Source organism: Proteus sp. G2626, from assembly GCF_009915985.1.
Lineage (GTDB): Bacteria > Pseudomonadota > Gammaproteobacteria > Enterobacterales > Enterobacteriaceae > Proteus > Proteus vulgaris.
This window is the reverse complement of the sequence record NZ_JAABNH010000005.1, coordinates 123,242-146,599: the sequence shown is the minus strand read 5'-3', so window position 1 is coordinate 146,599 and position 23,358 is coordinate 123,242. Positions and strand designations below refer to the sequence as shown.

23 protein-coding genes are annotated in these 23,358 nt (G+C 38.5%); 13 read left to right on the top strand and 10 right to left on the bottom strand.

Going from position 1 to position 23,358, the window contains the following annotated elements; genetic code table 11:
- Positions 1-101 precede the first annotated feature (101 nt).
- Both GWJ05_RS02095 and pfkA read right to left on the bottom strand, forming a co-directional pair.
- Complete coding sequence (locus GWJ05_RS02095) at positions 102-1,103, bottom strand: sulfate ABC transporter substrate-binding protein (protein ID WP_161681021.1); 1,002 nt, start codon at positions 1,101-1,103, stop codon at positions 102-104.
- A gap of 259 nt (positions 1,104-1,362) precedes the next feature.
- Complete coding sequence (gene pfkA, locus GWJ05_RS02090; RefSeq protein ID WP_036933316.1) at positions 1,363-2,340, bottom strand: 6-phosphofructokinase; 978 nt, start codon at positions 2,338-2,340, stop codon at positions 1,363-1,365.
- A gap of 533 nt (positions 2,341-2,873) precedes the next feature.
- Between pfkA and fabG the strand changes: the two genes are divergently transcribed.
- On the top strand, positions 2,874-3,629 hold the full coding sequence (gene fabG, locus GWJ05_RS02085; RefSeq protein WP_036933318.1) for a 3-oxoacyl-ACP reductase FabG: 756 nt from the start codon (positions 2,874-2,876) through the stop codon (positions 3,627-3,629).
- Between the two features lie 143 nt (positions 3,630-3,772).
- Here the strand turns inward: fabG and cpxP are convergent, their stop codons facing one another.
- Positions 3,773-4,306, bottom strand: a complete 534-nt coding sequence (cpxP, locus tag GWJ05_RS02080; RefSeq protein ID WP_036933324.1) for a cell-envelope stress modulator CpxP — start codon at positions 4,304-4,306, stop codon at positions 3,773-3,775.
- 186 nt (positions 4,307-4,492) lie between these two features.
- On the opposite strand from cpxP, the gene cpxR reads away from it, so the two are divergent.
- From cpxR to trmL, 8 genes are all read left to right on the top strand, one after another.
- On the top strand, positions 4,493-5,191 hold the full coding sequence (gene cpxR / locus GWJ05_RS02075) for an envelope stress response regulator transcription factor CpxR (RefSeq protein WP_023583423.1): 699 nt from the start codon (positions 4,493-4,495) through the stop codon (positions 5,189-5,191).
- A 12-nt stretch (positions 5,192-5,203) separates the two neighbouring features.
- The gene (cpxA, locus tag GWJ05_RS02070; RefSeq protein WP_036933327.1) at positions 5,204-6,583 is read left to right on the top strand and encodes an envelope stress sensor histidine kinase CpxA; all 1,380 of its coding nucleotides are present in this window, start codon (positions 5,204-5,206) and stop codon (positions 6,581-6,583) included.
- Between the two features lie 448 nt (positions 6,584-7,031).
- On the top strand, positions 7,032-7,901 hold the full coding sequence (rfbA, locus tag GWJ05_RS02065; RefSeq protein ID WP_161681019.1) for a glucose-1-phosphate thymidylyltransferase RfbA: 870 nt from the start codon (positions 7,032-7,034) through the stop codon (positions 7,899-7,901).
- A gap of 80 nt (positions 7,902-7,981) precedes the next feature.
- Positions 7,982-8,437, top strand: coding sequence for an acyltransferase (locus tag GWJ05_RS02060; protein WP_161681017.1), 456 nt, complete (start codon positions 7,982-7,984; stop codon positions 8,435-8,437).
- Positions 8,438-8,446: 9 nt separating this feature from the next.
- Positions 8,447-9,571, top strand: coding sequence for a DegT/DnrJ/EryC1/StrS family aminotransferase (locus GWJ05_RS02055; protein WP_161681015.1), 1,125 nt, complete (start codon positions 8,447-8,449; stop codon positions 9,569-9,571).
- Positions 9,572-9,609: 38 nt separating this feature from the next.
- Complete coding sequence (locus GWJ05_RS02050; protein WP_161681013.1) at positions 9,610-10,776, top strand: nucleotide sugar dehydrogenase; 1,167 nt, start codon at positions 9,610-9,612, stop codon at positions 10,774-10,776.
- A gap of 34 nt (positions 10,777-10,810) precedes the next feature.
- Entirely contained in the window at positions 10,811-11,602 is a 792-nt protein-coding gene (locus GWJ05_RS02045; RefSeq protein WP_156732959.1) for a glycosyltransferase family 2 protein, read from the top strand.
- 30 nt (positions 11,603-11,632) lie between these two features.
- Complete coding sequence (gene trmL, locus GWJ05_RS02040) at positions 11,633-12,136, top strand: tRNA (uridine(34)/cytosine(34)/5-carboxymethylaminomethyluridine(34)-2'-O)-methyltransferase TrmL (protein ID WP_036933349.1); 504 nt, start codon at positions 11,633-11,635, stop codon at positions 12,134-12,136.
- Positions 12,137-12,211: 75 nt separating this feature from the next.
- Here trmL and GWJ05_RS02035 read toward each other — a convergent pair whose 3' ends face one another.
- The 5 genes from GWJ05_RS02035 to GWJ05_RS02015 all read right to left on the bottom strand — a co-directional run bounded on the left by GWJ05_RS02035 (position 12,212) and on the right by GWJ05_RS02015 (position 15,699).
- The gene (locus tag GWJ05_RS02035) at positions 12,212-12,769 is read right to left on the bottom strand and encodes a serine acetyltransferase (RefSeq protein WP_087803810.1); all 558 of its coding nucleotides are present in this window, start codon (positions 12,767-12,769) and stop codon (positions 12,212-12,214) included.
- A complete protein-coding gene (gene cysE / locus GWJ05_RS02030; RefSeq protein ID WP_036933352.1) occupies positions 12,769-13,590 on the bottom strand; it encodes a serine O-acetyltransferase in 822 nt (273 codons plus the stop codon). The genes GWJ05_RS02035 and cysE overlap by 1 nt, the downstream gene beginning before the upstream one ends.
- 115 nt (positions 13,591-13,705) lie before the next feature.
- The gene (gene gpsA / locus GWJ05_RS02025) at positions 13,706-14,722 is read right to left on the bottom strand and encodes an NAD(P)H-dependent glycerol-3-phosphate dehydrogenase (RefSeq protein ID WP_036933354.1); all 1,017 of its coding nucleotides are present in this window, start codon (positions 14,720-14,722) and stop codon (positions 13,706-13,708) included.
- Positions 14,722-15,192 carry a protein-export chaperone SecB gene (gene secB / locus GWJ05_RS02020; RefSeq protein ID WP_006534205.1) on the bottom strand — a complete coding sequence of 157 codons (471 nt, stop codon included), beginning with the start codon at positions 15,190-15,192 and terminating at the stop codon, positions 14,722-14,724. Before secB ends, gpsA begins: the two co-directional genes overlap by 1 nt.
- Positions 15,193-15,261: 69 nt before the next feature.
- Positions 15,262-15,699 carry a rhodanese-like domain-containing protein gene (locus GWJ05_RS02015; protein WP_087803811.1) on the bottom strand — a complete coding sequence of 146 codons (438 nt, stop codon included), beginning with the start codon at positions 15,697-15,699 and terminating at the stop codon, positions 15,262-15,264.
- 359 nt (positions 15,700-16,058) lie between these two features.
- Between GWJ05_RS02015 and rimO the strand changes: the two genes are divergently transcribed.
- The 3 genes from rimO (at position 16,059) to GWJ05_RS02000 (ending at position 19,863) form a co-directional block, all read left to right on the top strand.
- Positions 16,059-17,387 carry a 30S ribosomal protein S12 methylthiotransferase RimO gene (gene rimO / locus GWJ05_RS02010; protein ID WP_036933359.1) on the top strand — a complete coding sequence of 443 codons (1,329 nt, stop codon included), beginning with the start codon at positions 16,059-16,061 and terminating at the stop codon, positions 17,385-17,387.
- A gap of 215 nt (positions 17,388-17,602) precedes the next feature.
- Positions 17,603-18,895 carry a murein hydrolase activator EnvC gene (gene envC / locus GWJ05_RS02005; RefSeq protein WP_161681011.1) on the top strand — a complete coding sequence of 431 codons (1,293 nt, stop codon included), beginning with the start codon at positions 17,603-17,605 and terminating at the stop codon, positions 18,893-18,895.
- 2 nt (positions 18,896-18,897) lie between these two features.
- A complete protein-coding gene (locus GWJ05_RS02000) occupies positions 18,898-19,863 on the top strand; it encodes a divergent polysaccharide deacetylase family protein (protein ID WP_161681009.1) in 966 nt (321 codons plus the stop codon).
- A 50-nt stretch (positions 19,864-19,913) separates the two neighbouring features.
- On the opposite strand, the gene tdh is transcribed toward GWJ05_RS02000, so the two are convergent.
- Together tdh and GWJ05_RS01990 are read right to left on the bottom strand one after the other, a co-directional pair.
- Positions 19,914-20,939 carry an L-threonine 3-dehydrogenase gene (tdh, locus tag GWJ05_RS01995; protein WP_115351297.1) on the bottom strand — a complete coding sequence of 342 codons (1,026 nt, stop codon included), beginning with the start codon at positions 20,937-20,939 and terminating at the stop codon, positions 19,914-19,916.
- Between the two features lie 9 nt (positions 20,940-20,948).
- Entirely contained in the window at positions 20,949-22,148 is a 1,200-nt protein-coding gene (locus tag GWJ05_RS01990) for a glycine C-acetyltransferase (RefSeq protein ID WP_036933365.1), read from the bottom strand.
- Positions 22,149-22,413: 265 nt separating this feature from the next.
- Between GWJ05_RS01990 and rfaD the strand changes: the two genes are divergently transcribed.
- Entirely contained in the window at positions 22,414-23,352 is a 939-nt protein-coding gene (rfaD, locus tag GWJ05_RS01985) for an ADP-glyceromanno-heptose 6-epimerase (RefSeq protein ID WP_036933367.1), read from the top strand.
- Positions 23,353-23,358 lie beyond the last annotated feature (6 nt).

Below are 23,358 nucleotides of genomic sequence, written 5' to 3'. Positions count from 1 at the left end.
TATCTTCCCGGCTTATACCGTTAAAGGATAAAAAATAGATAAAATCACCTTACTGAATATAAACCAGAAGGTGATTTTTTTGTTTTTCGCTTTATTACACATCAACGACGACTAATTTCATCAAATACCCCCCCTGTCGCAAAATGTATTTTCTGCGCAGATTGCCAATCACCAAAAACCTTATCAATAGTAAATAGTTCGAGTTTTGGGAAAAGGCTTTGGTATTTTTCAGCAATCACTTTGTCTCTAGGGCGATAATAGTTTTTTGCTGCAATCTCTTGCCCTTGTGGTGAGTAAAGATAATTTAAGTAAGCCGTTGCAATTTCTCGCGTTCCTCGTTTATCAACCACTTTATCAACAACAGATACTGTAGGCTCTGCAAGAATAGATACGGATGGAGTAACTATCTCAAATTGATCTGCCCCTAATTCATTAATTGCTAATAAAGCCTCGTTTTCCCATGCAATCAATACATCACCAATACCTCGTTCAACAAATGTATTTGTAGCGCCTCGTGCACCTGAATCTAGTACTTCAACTTGCTGATAGAGCGCTTTCACGAAGGCTTTTGCTTTTTCGCTATCTTGATGATTGGCTTTTAATCCATATCCCCAAGCAGCAAGATAGTTCCATCTTGCACCACCAGACGTTTTAGGGTTTGGTGTAATAATGGAGATCCCCGGTTTTATCAGTGAGTCCCAATCCGTTATCTGCTTAGGGTTTCCTTTTCTCACCAGAAAAACAATTGTTGAAGTGTAAGGTGCTGAGTTATCAGGTAATCGAGTTATCCATTGCTTATCAAGATTTCCCCTTTGTGCAATCGCATCAATATCATAGGCAAGCGCTAATGTCACAACATCTGCGTCTATACCATTGATAATCGATGTTGCTTGCTTTCCTGATCCACCATGTGATTGACGTACTGTGACTTTATCTCCTGTTTTGTGTTCCCAATACTGGCTAAATGCTTGATTATACTGTTGATACAGTTCCCTTGTCGGATCATAAGAGACATTTAATAATTGAATATCTTTAGCCCATAGATTATTAGAAAAAAGTAATGCGATTAAAGTCGTTGATACTAAACCCCATTGTTTAAACATGTCTATCCATCCCCTGTCGTTAAGTATTTAACTAGGCTGACAGAAAGTTTTATAACGATGAAATAACAAAAAACTGATTGATATACACAACGGGAATATAACTATTAATACAAGGGATGTTAGAAAGAATTGAAGAAGAATAGGATTATAAAATGAAATGTTTTCACTCGAGAAGCTACTCTGACACATCATGTATCAGAGCAGTTCGCGAATAAGGATAGCACTCAGAAAGACTTGGGTATTACGAGAAATCTATTAACTAATACAGTTTTTTCGCTGTTTCATACCAATCGGCTTTAAAGACACGTTTCATATTCATAACCGCATCAATAATATCATGGTGAACCAGTTTTTCGTTTTGAATACCTACGCAACGACCACCGTAACCTTCTAATAGCAGTTGAACAGAGTAAGCCCCCATACGAGAAGCAAGAATACGGTCATAAGCGACAGGAGAACCACCACGTTGAATATGACCTAATACTGTTGCACGTGTTTCATGTTTAGTTTCAGCTTCAATAAAACGAGCTAATTCATGCACATCACAAACGTGTTCTGTGATTGCGACGATTGCGTGGCGTTTACCACGTTCAATACCCGCTTTGATTTCTGCGAGCAGTTCGTCACGATTAAATGGTAATTCGGACTCAGGTAGAACAACAAACTCACATCCCCCAGCAATTGCAGCAGATAGCGTTAAATCACCACAATAGCGTCCCATGACTTCCACGATAGAGATACGTTTATGAGACGTTGAGGTATCACGTAAACGGTCAATGGCTTCAACTGCCGTTTCTAATGCTGTAAAATAACCGATTGTGTAGTCAGTACCCGCTACGTCATTATCGATTGTGCCTGGTAAACCAATACATGGAAAACCTGCTTCCGTCAGTTTTTTCGCACCAAGATAAGAACCATCACCACCAATAACCACTAAGGCATCAAGCTCATTTTGTTTCATGTTCTCGATAGCAACAGCACGCACATTGTCTTCACGGAATTCAGGGAAACGAGCAGAACCAAGGAACGTACCACCGCGGTTGATCATATCTGACACGCTAAAACGGTCGAGTTTTTTCATGCGGTTTTCATACAGCCCCATATAGCCATCAAAAATCCCATAAACCTCTAAACCTTCACTTAGTGCGGCACGAACAACACCACGGATCGCGGCATTCATTCCGGGTGCATCACCACCACTTGTTAAAACCCCAATTCTTTTGATCCCATTGACCATGATTACCTCTGATTCTTATTCGATGTAATTATTGCAAAATTGTTGGAATAACTTTTTATTTCAATACCGGCTTATCTGGTGTTATTTTCCGATATTGTAAATGCTGAATTGATTCAACAATACCATTGTACGCATATTTTTTACCAGTTCATCATTATCGTACATTTTTTTTCATAAACTTGATGCGCATTAAATTAATCAGATAGCCTGTATAAAGTTTAGACTAGCTTATCTCAAATGTGTTTCACTAATAAGTTAACACTTTTTATACAGACAATTTACTGCCTTTTTGCATTCACCTCAAAAAAACACTATTTATGCTAAAAAATAGCATCCGCGTATTTTGATAAATATTCCGTTTTCCCTGATGCAATGTTCTATCTGGTATTTATCTCTCTATTTTGTGATGTCATCCTTTTAAAGAAAAAAATGATCTAAGGTACATTTGTGACCCACTACAAAGTTTTCTGGTTGATTTACCGTTTTTCAACCTAGACTGATACAGTAGAACTCATACTATCATAGGAGGTTTTATGTTTGATTTAACGGGTAAAATCGCTTTGGTTTCAGGTGGTGCAAAAGGTATTGGTAAGGGTATTGTCATCGCCCTAAAAAATAGTGGCGCTAAAGTAATTATTGCGGATATTGATGATGTTGCTGGCAATAAAACAAAACAAGAATTAAATGTTGAATTTATGCACCTTGATGTCACTCATCAATCTGCCTGTGAAACAGTGATTGATGATGTCGTAAAAGAGTATGGTAAACTCGATATTCTTTGTTCCAATACGGGTATTTTTCCTCAAGCAACCATTAAAGAGATGACCGAAGCGGATTGGGATAAAATGCATACTGTTAACCTTAAAGGTATGTTCTTTTTAGTGAAAGCTGCACTTCGTGTCATGGAGAAACAAAAACAAGGTCGCGTGATTATCACGTCCTCCATTACGGGAGCAATCACAGGCTATCCAGGTTGGAGCCACTACGGCGCAAGTAAAGCAGGTCAATTAGGCTTTATGCGTAGCGCAGCACTAGAATATGCACGCCACGGTATTACGATTAATGCAGTGATGCCGGGAAATATCCTCACTGAAGGCTTACAAGCCCAAGGCGAAGCCTATTTAAATCAGATGAAGGCTTCTATCCCAACGCATACTTTAGGTGAGCCAGAAGATATCGGCTACGCCGCCGCCTTCTTTGCCTCCAATGAAGCAAAATATATTACAGGCCAGACAATTATCGTCGATGGCGGACAAATTTTACCTGAATCTCCAGAAGCATTGTTGTAGATTTTGGACAAAAAAAAGCCCCTCTCCAGAGGGGCTGCAAAAGACAGGGATGGTGTCTATGGCAAGGAAAAAACTTCGTTGTTGCTACTTACTCTCTAACTAGGTACTGCTGTACTACACTCTTACTTACTTCATTACGGATTCTATTGACCTTGTTGGTCAAAATCTGACATTCGCTGCTGGTAATTCTTTTCCAACTGCGCTTTCTGTTCTGGGGTTAATAACTGATACATTTGATTATGAACTTTCGCCATTTCAACATGACGCTCAATCGCTTGTTTGTCCATATCTTGTATTTGTGCTCTAACAGCCGCTTCATCAAATTGAGGTGCAGTAACTAATTTATGCATATTCTCATGACGTTGACGGTAGTTTCCGTTATATCTGTCTTGATGATGCTGGCGCATTAAATCACGCATCTGAGTACGTTGTTGCTCTGTTAATGTAATTCCGTTAAACATACGAGATTCACCATAATTGCGATCCATCATATGTCCACGTTGTCCGCGGTGACCTCTATAATCACGGTCGCCATGCATACCATAGCCATAACCGCAGTGATAATTACCATTATATTGTTGCTCAGTAGGCGGATTGGTATTTGCGGTTTCAGCTAATACTACCGTCGGAGCTGCCAAAAACATTGATGCTAATGCAACTACTGCTACTTTACGCATTGCTCTTACTCCTAAACTCGGCGATTAATACCGACCTAATTAATACTACCTAAATATGTGTAATTCTTTGCTATGTGGATTACTATACCGTTACGGCTGCAAACTAGCGTCAGAGCGTGTAAAAGAACGTAAAGTCATAGATTCGCGCTATTTATTATCGTATTTTTCTCTTGGAGGAATTGACGAATGCATAAAATCTTATTAGTAGATGACGATCGCGAATTAACATCGCTATTGAAAGAACTGCTTGAAATGGAAGGCTTTAATGTTGTAATCGCCTCTGATGGCGAACAAGCACTTAAACTTTTGGATGCTTCTATCGACCTGTTATTACTGGATATTATGATGCCACGTAAAAACGGGATTGAGACACTCAAAGAGTTACGCCAAAATTTCCAGACACCTGTCATTATGTTAACGGCAAGAGGCAGTGATCTTGACCGAGTGCTCGGCTTAGAGCTTGGTGCTGATGACTATTTACCAAAACCTTTTAATGATAGAGAGCTTGTTGCTCGTATCAGAGCTATTTTACGTCGCTCTAACTGGAGCGAACAAAAACAGACTGATAGTAATACATCTCCAACATTACAGGTTGATAAACTACAACTTAACCCTGGCCGACAAGAGGCGAGTTTTGATAATGAGCCGTTAGAGTTAACGGGAACTGAGTTTACCTTACTTTATCTTCTTGCTCAGCATTTGGGCCAAGTCGTATCACGCGAACATCTCAGTCAAGAAGTGCTTGGTAAGCGCTTAACACCTTTTGATAGAGCGATTGATATGCATATTTCCAATTTACGCCGTAAATTACCAGAAAGAACAGATGGGCAACCGTGGTTCAAGACGTTACGTGGCCGTGGTTATCTGATGGTTTCAATAACTTGATAAATATTCTTTATGATAAATAGTCTGTCAGCGCGTATTTTTGCAATATTCTGGCTGACGCTAGCATTAGTTCTTATGCTAGTTATGATGGTTCCAAAGCTGGACTCGCGCCAGCTTACCCCTCTTTTAGAGAGTGAGTACCGTCAAGGTGTTATGCTAGAACAACATATCGAAGCGGAATTAGCGCAAGATCCCGCTAACGATCTCCTTTGGTGGCGTCGATTAATTCGTGCCATTGATAAATGGGCCCCTCCTGGCCAGCGTTTAATTATCGTAACCAGTGAAGGACGTATTATCGGCGCTCAACGTAATGAAATGCAGGTTGTCAGAAACTTTATTGGCCAATCTGATAACGCCGATCATCCTAAAAAGAAAAAATATGGTCGTTCTGAGATGTTAGGGCCATTTTCAGTAAGGGATGGTGAAGATCATTATCAGCTTTATCTTGTACGTCCATCAAGTAGCCCTCAATCTGACTTTATCAACTTATTATTTGATAAACCGTTATTGCTACTCATATTCACTATGCTTATTAGCACACCGTTATTAGTGTGGCTTTCTTGGAGCTTGGCAAAACCGGCAAGACAACTTAAAAACGCAGCTGATGATGTTGCGAAAGGTAATTTACGCCCTCATCCAGAGCTAGAAACCGGCCCACAAGAGTTTTTAGCTGCTGGTACTAGTTTTAATCAGATGATAAGCGCACTCGAACGCATGGTTGAAGCACAGCAACGTTTAATTTCTGATATTTCTCATGAATTACGAACTCCATTAACACGCTTACAATTAGCCAGTGCATTGTTACGTCGCCGCAACGGAGAAAGTAAAGAATTAGAACGCATTGAAACTGAGACTCAACGCCTTGATGGGATGATTAATGACTTATTGGTGCTTTCACGTAATCAATATAAAAATGAGTTGTTACGAGAAACTGTAAAAGCAAATGAGTTGTGGGATGATATTTTAGATAACGCTAAATTTGAGGCTGAACAGAGTAATAAGACACTACAAGTGACAACACCTCCAGGTGCATGGCCTATTTACTGTAACCCTTACTCACTCGCTAGCGCATTTGAAAATATTGTTCGTAATGCCTTACGTTATTCAAATTCTCGCATTGAAGTTGCATTCACAGAGCAAAATCAAGGCATCACCATTATTGTTGATGACGATGGCCCAGGTGTTAGCCCTGAAGACAGAGAGCATATCTTCCGACCGTTTTATCGCACTGACGAAGCAAGAGATCGCGAATCAGGTGGTACAGGCTTAGGATTAGCGATTGTTGAGACAGCAGTAAGTCAACATCGAGGCCATGTTAAAGCCGATGACAGCCCATTAGGTGGGCTGAGAGTAGAGATTTGGTTGCCGAGGGGAAGTGCCGGTAATAAATAGCCAATAGCCTAGATAGAGTAATTAAACTGTTGTATCAAAATATCCTGCCATCTATTGAAGAATAGGTGGCATATTCTTTTTGTTAGCATCTAATGATGCAATTCAGAATGATCTGGCTGAATCGACCGCTATTCCGATATTTATATATCTACAATCAATGCTAAAATACCCAGCTATTACTTGACCGTCTGGTTTGAAGAGTCTACTCTCAGTGCGGTTTTTCGCATATTGTTAAAATGTGCTTATATAACAAAACTCTTATATTACAAAAAGATAAGGGTTTTTCGAGATAAGTTTTGGCGCTCTGGGGGCCGTAAACCCAGTGCGGTAGCTATGTAAAAAAGGCTATATAAAATTTATAGTATCTTTAATATAAAATATTTAAATTATACGAAATTAGTAAATATTTTTATAGAATGAATGAGTACATTATTCTTAAGGTCTAAAAATGAAAGGTATTATTTTAGCGGGTGGTTCAGGAACAAGGCTTTATCCAATCACAATGGGTTTATCTAAACAACTACTACCTATTTATGATAAGCCTATGATCTATTACCCGCTATCCGTATTAATGCTTGCTGGTATTAGAGAAATACTTATTATTACGACACCAGAAGATCAAGATGGTTTTCATCGTTTATTAGGAAATGGAGAACAGTTTGGAATTTCCATTCAATATGCTATTCAACCTAAACCCGAAGGATTAGCACAAGCATTTATTATTGGCGAAGAATTTATTGGTAAAGATAATGTATGTTTAATCCTTGGTGATAATATTTTCTGGGGTCAGGGATTCTCTCTGAAGCTAACTAACGCAGCGAATAAGATTGATGGAGCTATTATATTTGGCTATGAAGTTCAAGATCCAGAAAGATTTGGCGTTGTTGAATTTGATAATCAATTTAATGCAATTTCTATTGAAGAAAAACCCAAAATACCAAAATCAAATTATGCCGTTACCGGTTTATATTTTTATGATAATGAAGTAATAAGTATTGCAAAAAATATTAAGCCATCAGAACGTGGTGAATTAGAAATTACTAGTATTAACCAAATTTATTTACAAAAGAAAAAACTTAGTGTTGAGTTATTAGGGCGTGGGTTTGCTTGGCTAGACACAGGAACTCATGATAGTTTACTAGACGCTGGAACATTTGTCGAAACAATAGAAAAAAGGCAAGGATATAAAATAGCTTGCTTAGAAGAAATTGCCTATAGAAATAAATGGATTTCAAAAGAGACAATATATAAATCAATTGAAAATTGCAAAAAAAACAATTACGGAAAATATCTTTTAAAAATGATATCTTCAAATTAATAATTTTTAATTCATTTAAAAACTCATATAACTACATATATATTTCACTCTATATTTTATTACAAATGATACGGTGATAAATGATACACAAATTAAGTGATGTAAAAAGTAATAACATTGGTTTAAATACAAAAATATGGCAATACTGCATCATTTTTGAAGGAGCTATGATTGGTGAAAACTGCAACATTTGTGCTCATACTTTAATAGAGAATGATGTTGTTATTGGTAATAATGTAACTATAAAATCAGGTGTATATATATGGGATGGTATGAGAATAGAAGATAATGTTTTTATTGGTCCATCAGTTACTTTTACTAACGATATCTTTCCAAGATCTAAGCAGTATCCTGAAAAATTTTTAAATACTATTATAAAAAAAGGCGCTTCTATCGGAGCTAATGCAACCATACTTGCTGGTATAACATTGGGTGAGAATTGCATGATTGGGGCCGGTAGTGTTATTACAAAAGATATTCCTGCCAATGCCGTTGTTATAGGTAATCCGGCAAGAATAATTCGTTTTATAAAGTAGAGAATAATCATGATTAACTTTCTTAATTTAAAAAAAATCAATGGATTAAACAATAAAGAATTAAAAGAAGCATGTTCTCGAGTTATTGATTCTGGTTGGTATATAGCTGGTAAAGAATTAGAACTATTTGAAAATGATTTTGCTAAATACTGTAATACTAAATATGCCATTGGTGTTGCAAATGGCCTTGATGCATTAAACTTAGTTTTACGTGCTTGGAGGGAATTAGGTAAAATATCTGACGGTGATGAGGTTATTGTTCCCGCCAATACATACATTGCCTCAATACTTGCAATTACAGAAAATAATTTAGTTCCAATATTAGTAGAACCTAATCCTGACAGTTATAATTTAGACCCTAAAAACATAATTCAAGCTATTACAAATAGAACAAAAGTCATTCTTCCTGTTCATTTATACGGAAGGATTTCTCCTATGCCTGAAATAATGAAAATTGCAAGACAACACAATCTGTTAGTTCTAGAAGACTCTGCTCAAGCACATGGTGCTAGTATTGATGGAATTAAAACAGGAGCATGGGGAGATGCTGCAGGGTTTAGTTTTTATCCAGGAAAAAATTTAGGAGCATTAGGTGATGCTGGGGCAATAACTACAAATAATACAGAATTAGCAGACACTATATTTGCTCTAAGAAATTATGGTTCTCACGAAAAATATAAAAATTTATATAAAGGAATAAATAGTAGGCTTGATGAAATACAAGCGGCCATGCTCGCCATAAAATTAAAGTATTTAGATAAATATACAACCGTAAGAAAAATTATTGCATCTAGATATTTAAAAGAGATAAAAAATCCACTTATAAAACTACCTTTTAATTCTTTAGAAGACTATGAGAAAAATAAAGAAAGTCATGTATGGCACCTCTTTGTTATTCAAACTAAATATAGAAAAGAGTTACAAAGATATCTTCATGCAAATAATATACAAACTTTAATTCATTATCCGACACCACCACATAAGCAACTTGCATATAAAGAATTTAATAATCTATGTTTACCTTTAACTGAAAATATTCATAATCAAGTTTTAAGTATTCCTATGGATCCAACTCTATCAGAAGAAGAAATTAAGACAGTTATATATTTTTGTAACAAATTCTCATTAAAATAATATAAAAATAATCTAGTATATTGGCCTATAGGAAAAAAATGAAAATCACAATCTCAGGTACCGGCTATGTCGGTCTATCTAACGGAATACTTCTTTCCCAAAACAACAAAGTTGTTGCGTTAGATATCAATAAAGAAAAAGTTGAATTACTGAACAAAAAAATCTCTCCAATTACAGATAAAGAAATTGAAGAATTCTTAGCAACCAAAGAGCTCGATTTTACTGCAACCTTAGATAAAGAGTTCGCTTATAAAGATGCGGATTTTGTTATCATTGCTACACCAACTGATTATGATCCTAAAACAAATTACTTTAATACCTCCTCTGTAGAGTCTGTTATCCGTGATGTTTTAGAATATAACCCAAACACGACAATGATTATTAAATCAACCATTCCTGTTGGTTTTACGAAAGAAATGAGAGAAAAATATAATACGGATAATATTATTTTCTCTCCTGAATTCTTACGTGAAGGTCGTGCACTTTACGATAATTTATACCCATCGCGTATTGTTATTGGTGAACAATCAGAAAGAGCACAAAAATTTGCCAACCTTTTACAACAAGGTGCATTAAAGAAAGATATTGATGTTCTGTTCACTGACTCAACAGAAGCAGAAGCCATTAAATTATTTGCCAATACTTATTTAGCACTACGTGTTGCTTACTTTAATGAATTAGATAGCTACGCTCAAGCTTATGGCTTAAATGCAAAACAAATCATCGAAGGCGTCTGCTTAGATCCACGTATCGGTAATCATTATAATAACCCATCATTCGGTTATGGCGGTTACTGCTTACCAAAAGATACTAAACAGCTATTAGCAAACTACGACTCGGTGCCTAATAATATTATTAGTGCAATCGTCGAAGCTAACCGTACACGTAAAGACTTTATTGCCGACTCAATTATCGCTAAATCACCAAAAATCGTAGGTGTTTATCGTTTAATTATGAAATCTGGCTCTGATAATTTCCGTTCTTCTTCTATCCAAGGCATTATGAAACGCATTAAAGCCAAAGGGATTGAGGTGGTAATCTATGAGCCAGAGATGAAAGAAGAGACTTTCTTTAACTCAAAATTAATTCGTGATTTAAATGAGTTTAAAGCAATCTCTGATGTCATTATTACTAATAGAATGTCATCTGTACTAAACGACGTTGAAGAAAAAGTTTATACTCGCGACCTCTTTGGTAACGATTAATTATATATTACCCTCAAACTAGGCTGTAGTTCTGATGTTATCCAAAAATACTAATTTTTTAATATCCATCATTATGCCATCCTATAATTCAGGAGAGTATATACGTAAGTCTATAGATTCAGTTCTAAGACAATCTTATAAAAACTTTGAATTAATTATTATCGATGATTGCTCTAATGATAATACTATTGAAATAGTATCCTCTTATAAAGATAAGAGGATCAAAATATTAAAAAATGAAGCTAATCAAGGTGCAGGAATTACTCGTAATAAAGGATTATCACTTGCTAATGGACGTTTTATTTGCTTTTTAGATAGCGATGATTATTGGCGAGATGATAAGTTAGAAAAACAGCTTAGTTTTATGCTATCTAATAATATAGATTTTTGTTTTTCTGCTTATGATAGGGTTTCTGAAGATGACGCTTTTATCTGTAAAATTGGGGTTCCTGAAAAAGTAAGTTATTCAGATATGCTAAAGGTCTGTTCTATCGGTTGTTTAACAGTAATGTTTGATAAAGATAAATTTACTGATTTTTCAATGCCATCAATAAGAAAAAGACAGGATTATGCTCTCTGGTTAAAACTACTGAAACAAACACCGTATGCTTACGGGATAAATGAGTCGCTTGGTTCTTATAATGTAAGAGAAAATTCAATTTCCTCTAATAAACTTGATGCAGCAAAGCACCAATGGCGGATTTATCGAGATATAGAGAATCTTAACCTATTTTCAGCCTCCTATTATTTTTCTCATTATGCTTTTAATGGTTTTTTTAGATCTAAATTTCCTTCTCTAGCTAAAAAACTGGGTCTTTTAGAATAATATTAGTTTCTACATCGTCTTAGGCTTTATATGCTCAATATCGTCTTATTTGAACCCGAAATTCCACCGAATACGGGTAATATTATCCGCCTGTGTGCTAACACAGGCTTTCATCTTCATTTGATCCAACCTTTGGGTTTTACTTGGGATGATAAACGTCTTCGTCGTGCAGGACTTGATTATCGTGAATTTGCTGATATTAAACAGCATCACGATTACTATGCTTTTTTAGAAAGTGAAGGTTTAAACCCTGATAATGCACAATCACCAACGGGTGCGCGTGTATTTGCGTTAACGACAAAAGGTACACCAGCACATAGCAATGTAAGCTATCAAGATGGAGATTATCTCCTTTTTGGCCCTGAAACCCGTGGTTTGCCACCTTATGTGTTAGATAATATGCCAACACAGCAGAAAATCAGAGTTCCAATGCTTGCTGATAGTCGCAGTATGAACCTGTCAAATACCGTTGCAGTTGTGGTTTTTGAAGCATGGCGTCAACTTGGTTATCCTGGTGCGTTATTAAGAGACTGAAATGCAAAAAGCGCTGATCATAAATAATGAGCAAGCGCTTTTTTAATTTCAAATGACTAAAAACTTAATTTATTATTACATTGAGAGTTGTTTTATTTCAGCAACAACCTTCGTGAGATACCTACACCCTTCCCCTACATCCTTCAATACCAATGCGTGAGCACCAATCACTGCATTATCACCAATCTCTATCTCACCGCCGATAATCGAAGAATTACAACCAATATAAACGTGGTTGCCGACTCGAATATCTGCTTTACCATCCTTTTCTTTTACTCCGATGGTCACACCTTGCATTAACGTCACATTCTCACCTAATTGACAGTAATTAGTCAGCACAATACCGATAGGATGTGGTAATGAAAGGCCTTTTCCTATGCGCGTTCTTAATGAGATATCATTGCAATATTTACGATTGTTTTTAGCACCAATGTAAATGCCTAATTTTTTGAGAAAACGATTTTTAGAGAAATAAAAAAATTGAGCGACACGCCACCAAAACAGATAACGTGAACGTTGGCAGAAAAAGACGCGATGAAAAAGTCTTATCCAACTAAAAGGCTTGTTATCACCGATATATTCAGCGTGTAAACAAGCCTTAAGTTCAGAAAATGTAACTTCTGTTAATGCCATTAAATGCCATCACCACATTCAAAACCAGGTACTACACCATTAAAGTGTTGATCCATATCGAGTGAAGGTTTATCACTCGTCGGCTTACCAACAATGCGAGCAGGAACCCCCGCAACCGTGGTATGTGCAGGCACTGCATGTAATACGACAGATCCCGCACCAATTTTAGCACCGCGACCAATCTCAATATTGCCGAGTATTTTAGCACCCGCACCAATCATCACACCTTCACGCACTTTAGGATGACGATCACCACAGGTTTTACCTGTTCCGCCTAAAGTCACAGATTGTAAAATAGAAACATCATTCTCAACAACAGCTGTCTCACCAATTACAATGCCTGTTGCGTGATCAAGCATAATACCGTGGCCAATACGTGCAGCTGGGTGAATATCGACACCAAACGTAACAGAAATCTGGTTTTGTAGGTAAACAGCAAGCGCTTTGCGATCTTGTCCCCATAACCAATGTGCTATGCGATAAGCCTGCAACGCATGAAAGCCTTTTAAATAAAGCAACGGTGTGGAGTATTTATCAACTGCGGGGTCGCGTAAACGAACAGCTGAAATATCATAAGCCGCAGATTCGATCATGGAATCATCGCTACGATACGCTTCTTCAACAATCTCACGAACGGCAATCGCAGGCATTGTCTGTGTCGCCAGCTTATTCGCTAGCATATAACTTAAGGCGCTACCTAAGTTTTCATGTTTGAGTAATGTCGCATGGAAGAAACTCGCCAAAATCGGCTCGCAATCAGCCAAACATCTTGCTTCATTTTTAATATGATCCCAGACTCTTTTTAGTTCTTCTAGCGACATACTCACTCTCATTCTTTTTACATTGAAACCTAAGTAACAACTTAAGCTTCTTATGTTGAAAACCGAAACAGACACTTTAAACCAATGCGTTAAGTAGCGATTATTTAAAATAGACTTAGAACAGAGTGCTGTCTATTTCATCTTTTGTTGCGCGACCTAATAAAGATAGTGCCGCCTCTTTCGCGTCTTTATGTTGGTATAAAATTTGGTAGATCTGCTCAGTGATAGGCATTTCAACACCGACTTGTTCTGCTAAGGCGCGAACTTCTTTAGTGTTCCGATAACCTTCAACCACCTGCCCGATTTTCTCTTGGGCAGTATCAACATCAAGCCCTTGGCCTAACATCATACCAAATCGGCGATTACGGGATTGGTTATCGGTACAAGTTAAAACGAGATCGCCTAACCCGGCCATTCCCATAAACGTCGCAGCATCTGCACCTAATGCTTTACCTAAACGGCTCATTTCAGCAAGTCCGCGGGTAATTAGTGCTGTACGTGCATTCGCGCCAAACCCCATACCATCAGACATTCCAGCACCAATAGCAATCACGTTTTTTACCGCGCCACCTAATTGCACACCGATAAAGTCAGGATTTTTATACACACGGAAACTTTTACCACAATGGAACAACTGTTGAAGCTCTTCAGAAAATGTATTATCTGTTGATGCAACAGATATCGCAGTAGGCAGACCTGCTGCAAGCTCTTTGGCAAAAGTAGGACCAGATAAAACTGCGAGCGGGATTTCATTACCTAATACTTCACGCGCCACATCTTGTAACAAGCGACCAGTATGAGCCTCAAGTCCTTTTGTCGCCCAAACAACACGTGCATCCTGACGTAAAAAGGGTTTGATCTGCTGTAATACGTCACCAAAAACATGGCTTGGGATCACAACCAGAATATTACGGCTAGCTTCAATGGCTTTTTGCAAAGAAGCTTCCATGTATAAACTATCAGGAAAAGAAACATCGGGCAGAAATGCCTGATTACAACGTGCTTGTTCTAACGCCGCAACATGTTCAGCATCATGACCCCAAAGTACAACATCATGGCCATTGCGTGCTAAGGTAATCGCTAAAGCGGTGCCGTATGAACCGGCACCGATAACTGTCATAGAAGCGTTCATTAAGCTTCTTCAGCCCCTTCATTAGCAGCATCAGTTTGTTGCTGTTGTAAATAGTTCATAAACAACGCATCAAAGTTAACTGGTGCTAAGTTCAGTTGTGGGAAAGTACCACGGCTGACTAAGTTAGTGATACATTCACGAGCATAAGGGAACAGAACGTTAGGGCAATATGCGCCTAAGCAATGTGCTAATTGAGTGCCTTCAATACCTTCAACAGTAAAGATACCCGCTTGTTGTACTTCACACAGGAATGCAGTCTCGTTATCCATCGTTGCAGTCACAGTGACTCGCAAAATAACTTCATAGACGTTTTCAGCTAAAGTATTAGAAGATGTATCCAGATCTAATTTAACTTCTGGTTGCCACTCTTTTTGGAAAACTTGTGGAGCATTAGGCGCTTCAAAAGAGATATCTTTTGTATAGATACGTTGAATTTGAAAAGTCATCTCTTGGTTTTGCTGTTCTGACATAATAATCTTACCTTTTTATATCCTTATTAATTGAATAGCAGTAAGTATAGAACTCAATCTGCCTGCTCGTTATTTTTTACCTTTAGCCAGTGGTAAATTTTCACCACTCCAGCCAGAAAGACCCTCTTTTAAAATAAAGACTTTTTCAAAACCGAGTTTAATTAGGCTTTCAGCAGGTTTTGCACCTTCAATACCTGATGGTGAAACAACAATCACTGGCTGTGACTTATATTTCTCCAGCTCAGCAATATTATTACTTTTAATTTCAGAAGGCGTTAAATTGATAGAATCAATGATGTGTCCTTTACGGAATTCATCACGGCTACGGATATCAACACATACCGCATTCTCTTTATTTATCAAAGAAATCGCTTCTGTACGGGTAATATTTTTCGTCTTAGAAAAAAGTCCTTTAAAGGTCAATACAATGACCGCCACCAGCAGCGCAACCCAGATAAAGCTTAACAGGGTATGCCGGTTGAAAAATTGCATTACTTCTTGCAGCATAGGATGCAATCACTCTCGTTGGTTAAAAATAGTATCAAAGAGCCAAAGTATACCTTTGTCATGGCGCAATTACAGCCTATTCCTGCGTTTCTCTTTCAGTTTTTGCGGAAAGTTTCTCAACAATCATTTTTTTTATTGACGGATTTATGTACCATTAGCATCCGTTCCATAAAAAATGATGAATTTAAAAGGCCGTACCTTTTTACTCTACAGGAACCCTCTTCAGGCAAGCTATTAATAAATCAGCATCCCAAATAATGGCTATTTACGTATAAAATCACCTATATTGCGTAAGATTTATACCTGTCTGAGAAACAACAACTGTCTGTTATTTATTTAAAAGTATTGAGAACACGAGCATGTCGCAAACAAATCAAGTGCCTAAAATCGGATTCGTTTCATTAGGTTGCCCTAAAAATTTAGTGGACTCTGAACGTATCCTAACCGAACTGCGCACAGAAGGTTATCAAGTTGTTCCTACCTATAATGATGCTGATTTAGTCATCGTCAACACCTGTGGCTTTATTGACAGCGCAGTACAAGAATCGCTAGAAGCGATTGGTGAAGCACTCGATGAAAACGGTAAAGTGATTGTTACTGGTTGTTTAGGTGCAAAAGAGAACCAAATTCGTGAAGTGCACCCCAAAGTACTCGAAATCACAGGGCCTCATAGTTATGAGCAAGTTTTATCACATATTCATCACTATGTCCCTAAACCTGATCACAACCCGTTTCTCAGCCTTGTACCTGAACAAGGTGTCAAATTAACACCGCGTCATTACGCCTATTTAAAAATCTCTGAAGGCTGTAATCACCGCTGTACGTTCTGCATCATTCCATCAATGCGAGGCGATTTAGATAGTCGTCCAATTGGTGATGTATTAGGTGAAGCTAAAAGATTAGTTAATGCTGGAGTAAAAGAGTTGCTGGTTATCTCTCAAGATACCTCCGCTTACGGTGTTGATACGAAACATCAAACGGGTTTTTGGGATGGGATGCCAGTCAAAACCAGTATGGTGAGTCTATGTGAACAGCTTGCAAAATTGGGGATTTGGGTTCGTTTGCATTATGTTTATCCGTACCCACATGTCGATGATGTTATTCCTTTAATGGCTGAAGGCAAAATTTTGCCTTATTTAGATATTCCATTACAGCACGCAAGCCCGAAAATTTTAAAACTGATGAAGCGTCCAGGCTCTGTTGAACGAACTTTAGAGCGCGTAAAACGCTGGCGTGAAATTTGCCCTGAGTTAACCTTACGTTCTACTTTTATTGTTGGTTTCCCAGGTGAAACAGAAGAAGATTTCCAAATGTTATTGGATTTCCTCAGCGAAGCACGTTTAGACCGTGTTGGTTGCTTTAAATACAGCCCTGTTGATGGCGCGCAAGCAAATGAATTAGCCGATCAAGTACCTGAAGAAGTGAAAGAAGAGCGTTATCATCGCTTTATGCAATTACAGCAGCAAATTTCGACTGAACGCCTGCAAGAGAAAATCGGCAAAGTGTTGCTTGTTATGATTGATGAAGTGGATGAAGAAGGTGCGATTGGTCGCAGTATGGCTGATGCACCTGAAATTGATGGTGCGGTTTATCTTAACGAGCAGTTTGACGTTGAACCAGGGCAAATCGTTCGTGTTCTGATTGAACATGCAGATGAATATGACCTTTGGGGTACTATCGTCGAATAATCGCTCTCGTGGACAGCGTGATATTTTATTGCGCTGTCACACGGATTGTCTCTTTTTTCCTCTTTCCCTCTATTATTGCTTTATAATCTCTTATTAATTGAATAGATTACCTGTTAGGTATTATCTGAAATTTCGGCTTTATTTCATGTTAGCTGGTCAGTTGTTTTGTGGCATGAAATAATCTTACAAACTGTTATGAAAGGTACGTTGGTCAGATGGCAGAGAAAATGGATCTTCAAAAAAAAACACCTCAGCCTTATCGTGTATTTTCTTTACCGTTAATCGCGTTGCTAATTAGCACAACTCTTTTTTCAGTTGCCCCTGTTTTTGCCAACTCATTAACGGATAATCGCAATCAACTAAAAGATCTACAAACCACAATTGCAGAAAAAGAAAAACGAGTTCAAGAACAACAAAAACAACGTACAGCACTGCTTAATCAATTAAAAACACAAGAAACACAAATCTCTAATGCAGGTCGTTCTGTGCATGAAACACAAAACCGCTTACAAACTTTAAGTAAAGAGATCAAAACGATTACCGCGAATATTGCACGCCTACAAAAACAATATCATTCACAACAAGCGTTATTAGCCCGTCAAATGGATGCGGCTTATCGTCAAGGCAAACACCAAGGTATTGAACTCCTATTTCGTGGTGAAGAAGGTCAGCGTGAAGAGCGTATTTTAGCGTATTACAGCTATATTAATGATGCTCGTAAAGAAACAATGGCCGAACTGGCTCAAACATCCAAAGAACTGGAAGCAGAAAAAGCCGCACAACAAGCAAAACAGAACGAGCAAAAGCAAGTCTTAACTAAACAACAGCAAGAAAAACAAAAGCTTGATAACGCATTAATAGCTCGACAAAAAACACTGACCCAACTTGAATCCACCTTAAAAGCGGATCAAAAAAACTTAGCGACTATGCGAGCTAACGAAGCGCAATTAAGAAATAAAATCGCTCAAGCAGAGCGAGAAGCCAAAGCCCGCGCAGAGCGTGAAGCCCGGGAAGCTGCGCGCATCGCCGCCAAACAACGAGAAGCCCAACAGCGCGGTTCAACCTATAAACCAACAGCTGAAGAACAATCATTGATGTCACGTACAGGCGGTTTAGGTAAACCTACGGGACAAGCAATTTGGCCAATCAGAGGCACTTTATTACACCGTTTTGGTGAATCTATTTCTGGCTCGGGAGAATTACGCTGGAAAGGCATTGTCATCCCCGCAACACAAGGTACCGAAGTCAAAGCAATTGCGGATGGGCGAGTGTTATTAGCGGATTGGCTTCAAGGTTATGGTTTAGTGGTTGTGGTTGAGCATGGTAAAGGTGATATGAGCCTTTACGGTTATAACCAAAGTGCTTTAGTGAATGTCGGTCAACAAGTTAAAGCGGGTCAACCTATTGCTTTAGTCGGTAACAGTGGTGGACAAGAGCGTTCAGCACTCTATTTTGAAATTAGACGTCAAGGGAAAGCGGTAAACCCAGTTCCTTGGCTTGGGAGGTAGGTTTGAAATTACTTGGCACATTACAACACAAGAGTGCTTTTTTACTTAGTTTAATGTTGCTAAGCCTGGTTGTGAGCACACCTGCATTTGCGGCCAAATTAGCTATTGTGATTGATGATTTTGGTTATCGTAAAAAAGAAGATAACCAAATTTTACAACTTCCAACTGCGGTTTCTATCGCCATTTTGCCTGATTCTCCTCATGGTAAAGAAGTGGCGAATAAAGCCCATGCACAAGGGCGGGAAATTCTCATTCATATGCCCATGGCGCCCATTAGCAAACAACCTCTAGAGCGCGACACCCTAAAACCGTCAATGGATCAGGCTGAAATTAACCGTATTATTCAACATGCTATTAACAATGTTCCTTACGCTGTCGGTATGAATAACCATATGGGTAGTGCAATGACATCAGATAGGCAAGCGATGGATAGAGTGATAAAAGCACTTAATCACTCAAACCTCTATTTTTTAGATAGTGTAACCATTGGTAATACACAAGCTACCATTGCTGCTAAAGCCGCGGGTGTTCCCTCTTTGCGTCGCCATGTTTTTCTCGATAACGTACAAACAGAAGCTGAGACTCGCCAACAACTTGCCCGAGCAATTGCTTTAGCGCGGAAAAATGGCTCAGCCATCGCTATTGGACACCCTCACCCTTCTACCGTCAGAGCATTGCAACAACAACTGCCTTTACTACCTGCTGATATTCAACTCGTCGCACCAAGTAGCTTATTAAAACCACAAACAGAAAAACCAGTACAGCCTGAACCACCCAAAGTGGTACCACCTACAAAATCACCGCAAGAGCCAAAACCCGCTTCATGGTTAAAACCCGCACAAGAAGCGATTATTTCGATAAAAAAAAGTACACTGATTAATACGTTATCCAATGGATTTAGCTCATCAGAAAAAAAGAAATTACCCAACCCTCCTAATCCTAATTCAATGGATGAAATTGAAAAGTAACGCAATAAAAAAGAGCCTTTCAAGGCTCTTTTTTGCTTAATGATCACTCATTACTGCCAATCTAAAATCACTTTACCTGATTGACCGGAACGCATGATATCAAAGCCTTTTTGGAATTCATCGATTGGGAATTGATGAGTAATAATCGGAGAGAGATCAAGGCCAGACTGAATAAGTGCCGCCATTTTGTACCATGTTTCAAACATCTCACGCCCATAGATACCTTTAATAAACAGCCCCTTAAAAATAACTTGCCCCCAATCAATTGCCATATCAGAAGGTGGGATACCCAACAGCGCAATACGACCACCATGATTCATGGTGTTTAACATGGTACGAAACGCAGGTGGTGCACCTGACATTTCTAACCCCACATCAAATCCTTCGGTCATACCCAATTCTTTCATAACATCTATTAGGTTTTCTTTGCTAACATTCACAGCTCTAGTGACACCCATTTTTTTCGCGAGATCAAGGCGATATTCATTAACATCAGTGATCACCACATGACGGGCTCCAACATGCTTACAAATGGTAGCCGCCATAATACCAATAGGGCCAGCACCAGAAACCAGCACATCTTCACCCACTAAATCAAAAGATAATGCGGTATGTACAGCATTACCAAAAGGATCAAAAATGGCTGCTAACTCATCAGGAATGTTATCTGGAATTTTAAACGCATTAAAAGCAGGAATAACTAGATATTCAGCGAAACAACCCGGACGGTTTACACCCACACCGATAGTATTACGACATAAATGCGTACGACCACCACGACAATTACGGCAATGACCACAAGTGATATGTCCTTCACCCGAGACACGATCACCAATATTAAAGCCTTTAACTTCTTGTCCTATCGCAACAATCTCGCCAATATATTCATGACCGACGACCATAGGAACAGGAATTGTTTTTTGTGACCACTCGTCCCAGTTATAAATATGAACATCCGTGCCACAAATCGCTGTTTTACGAATTTTGATCATCACATCATTATGACCAAGTTCAGGTACTGGAACATCAGTCATCCAGATACCTTCTTGTGCTTTTAATTTTGACAATGCTTTCATAGGAGAGCCTTATGCAATCACATTAAGTTGCTTACCAATTTTAATAAATGCAGCCACTGCCCGTTCAATTTGCTCTGGAGTATGCGCTGCCGACATTTGTGTACGAATACGTGCTTGCCCTTGCGGTACAACAGGATAAAAGAATCCCGTGACATAAATACCTTCATCAAGTAAACGAGTTGCAAATTCTTGCGCTAATTTAGCTTCACCTAACATCACGGGAATAATCGCGTGATCAGCACCCGCCAATGTAAAACCCGCCACACTCATTTTTTCACGGAAAAGTGAAGCGTTACGCCATAAACGAGCTCTAATCTCATCACCTGACTTCAGCATATCTAAAACGGCAATAGAGGCCGAAACAATCGCAGGTGCTAACGAGTTCGAGAATAGATAAGGACGAGATCGCTGGCGTAACCACTCAACGACGTCTTTGCGTGCCGCCGTATACCCCCCCGATGCACCACCTAGCGCTTTACCTAAAGTACCGGTGATAATGTCAACTCTCTCCATCACATCACAATATTCATGTGTACCTCGTCCTTGTGCCCCCACAAAACCGACGGCATGCGAATCATCAACCATGACTAGGGCACCAAATTCATCCGCTAAATCACAGATACTTTTTAGATCAGCAATGACACCGTCCATTGAAAACACACCATCTGTCGCTATCATAATATGACGAGCATTCTCTGCTTTCGCTTTTTCAAGTTGTGCGCGAAGTTCAGCCATATTGTTATTCGCGTAACGATAGCGTTTTGCTTTGCATAAACGCACACCATCAATAATAGATGCATGATTTAAGGCATCAGAAATAATCGCATCTTCTGGCCCCATTAATGTTTCAAATAATCCCCCATTGGCATCAAAACAAGATGAATACAAAATGGCATCTTCCATACCTAAAAATTCAGCAATTTTATTTTCTAATGTTTTATGTGAATCTTGAGTACCACAGATAAAACGGACAGATGCCATACCAAACCCGTGGCTATCCATACCCGTTTTCGCCGCTTCAATCAGCTTGGGATGATTTGCTAAACCGAGATAATTATTAGCACAGAAATTAATAACATGGCTTCCGTCAGCAACGGCAATCTCAGCACGTTGTGAAGAAGTGATGATGCGCTCATTTTTAAAGAGGCCATCTTGACGAGTTTGTTCGAGTTGTTGATTAATTTGTTGATAGAAAGAGTGGGTGGACATACTTTCTCCTAAACAGAGACAAAAAGAAGCAATAGTTATAATTGACTATAATATAATCATATTGTTTCTTATTTTATGCCTTTACTCTATTAAAAACGACAAATGTAAATAAATAATGTTATTTGTGTAATTAAGATCACTAATATGCACTGCTTTTTTCGAGAATTTCAGTCTGTTGTTCCTTGATGAATACTACCGTTAACGCTGTTCAGTGTTATTATAGACTCAGAGCTAATTTTTAGATTTTATATGAAGGGGTAGCCATATGATTATCGTCACTGGCGGTGCAGGTTTTATCGGCAGCAATATTGTTAAAGCATTAAATGATGAAGGTTATACCGATATTTTGGTTGTTGATAACCTCAAAGATGGCACCAAGTTCGTAAATTTGGTCGATCTAAATATCACTGATTACATGGATAAAGAAGATTTTATTGCAAGCATTGTTGCTGGGGATGATTTCGGTGATATCGATGCTGTTTTCCATGAGGGTGCTTGCTCTTCTACCACTGAGTGGGATGGCAAATATATGATGGATAACAACTATCAATATTCTAAAGAGCTACTCCACTACTGTTTAGATCGCCAAATTCCGTTCTTATATGCCTCTTCTGCAGCCACTTATGGTGGTCGCACTGATAACTTTATTGAAGAGAGAAAGTACGAAGCACCTTTAAATGTCTACGGCTATTCCAAATTCTTATTTGATGAATATGTACGTCAGATTTTACCTGAAGCTGATTCCATGATTTGTGGCTTCCGTTATTTTAATGTTTATGGCCCTCGTGAAGGACATAAAGGTGGTATGGCCAGTGTTGCATTCCATTTAAATAACCAAGTAAATGCAGGTCAAAATCCAAAATTATTTGAAGGTAGCGAAACCTTCCAACGTGACTTTATTTATGTAGGTGATGTGGCTGCGGTTAATTTATGGTTCTGGCGCAACAATGTATCTGGTATTTTTAACTGTGGTACAGGTCGTGCGGAATCATTCCAAGCTGTTGCGGACGCAGTGATTGCTCATCATAAAGATAAAGATCTCTCTATCGAACATATTGAGTTCCCAGAGAAATTGAAAGGCCGTTACCAAGCCTTTACTCAAGCTGACCTAACGAATTTACGTAAAGCAGGATATACCGCACCGTTTAAAACGGTAGCAGAAGGCGTCGAGCTTTATATGCAATGGTTAAATCAAGGTAAGTAATCTCTG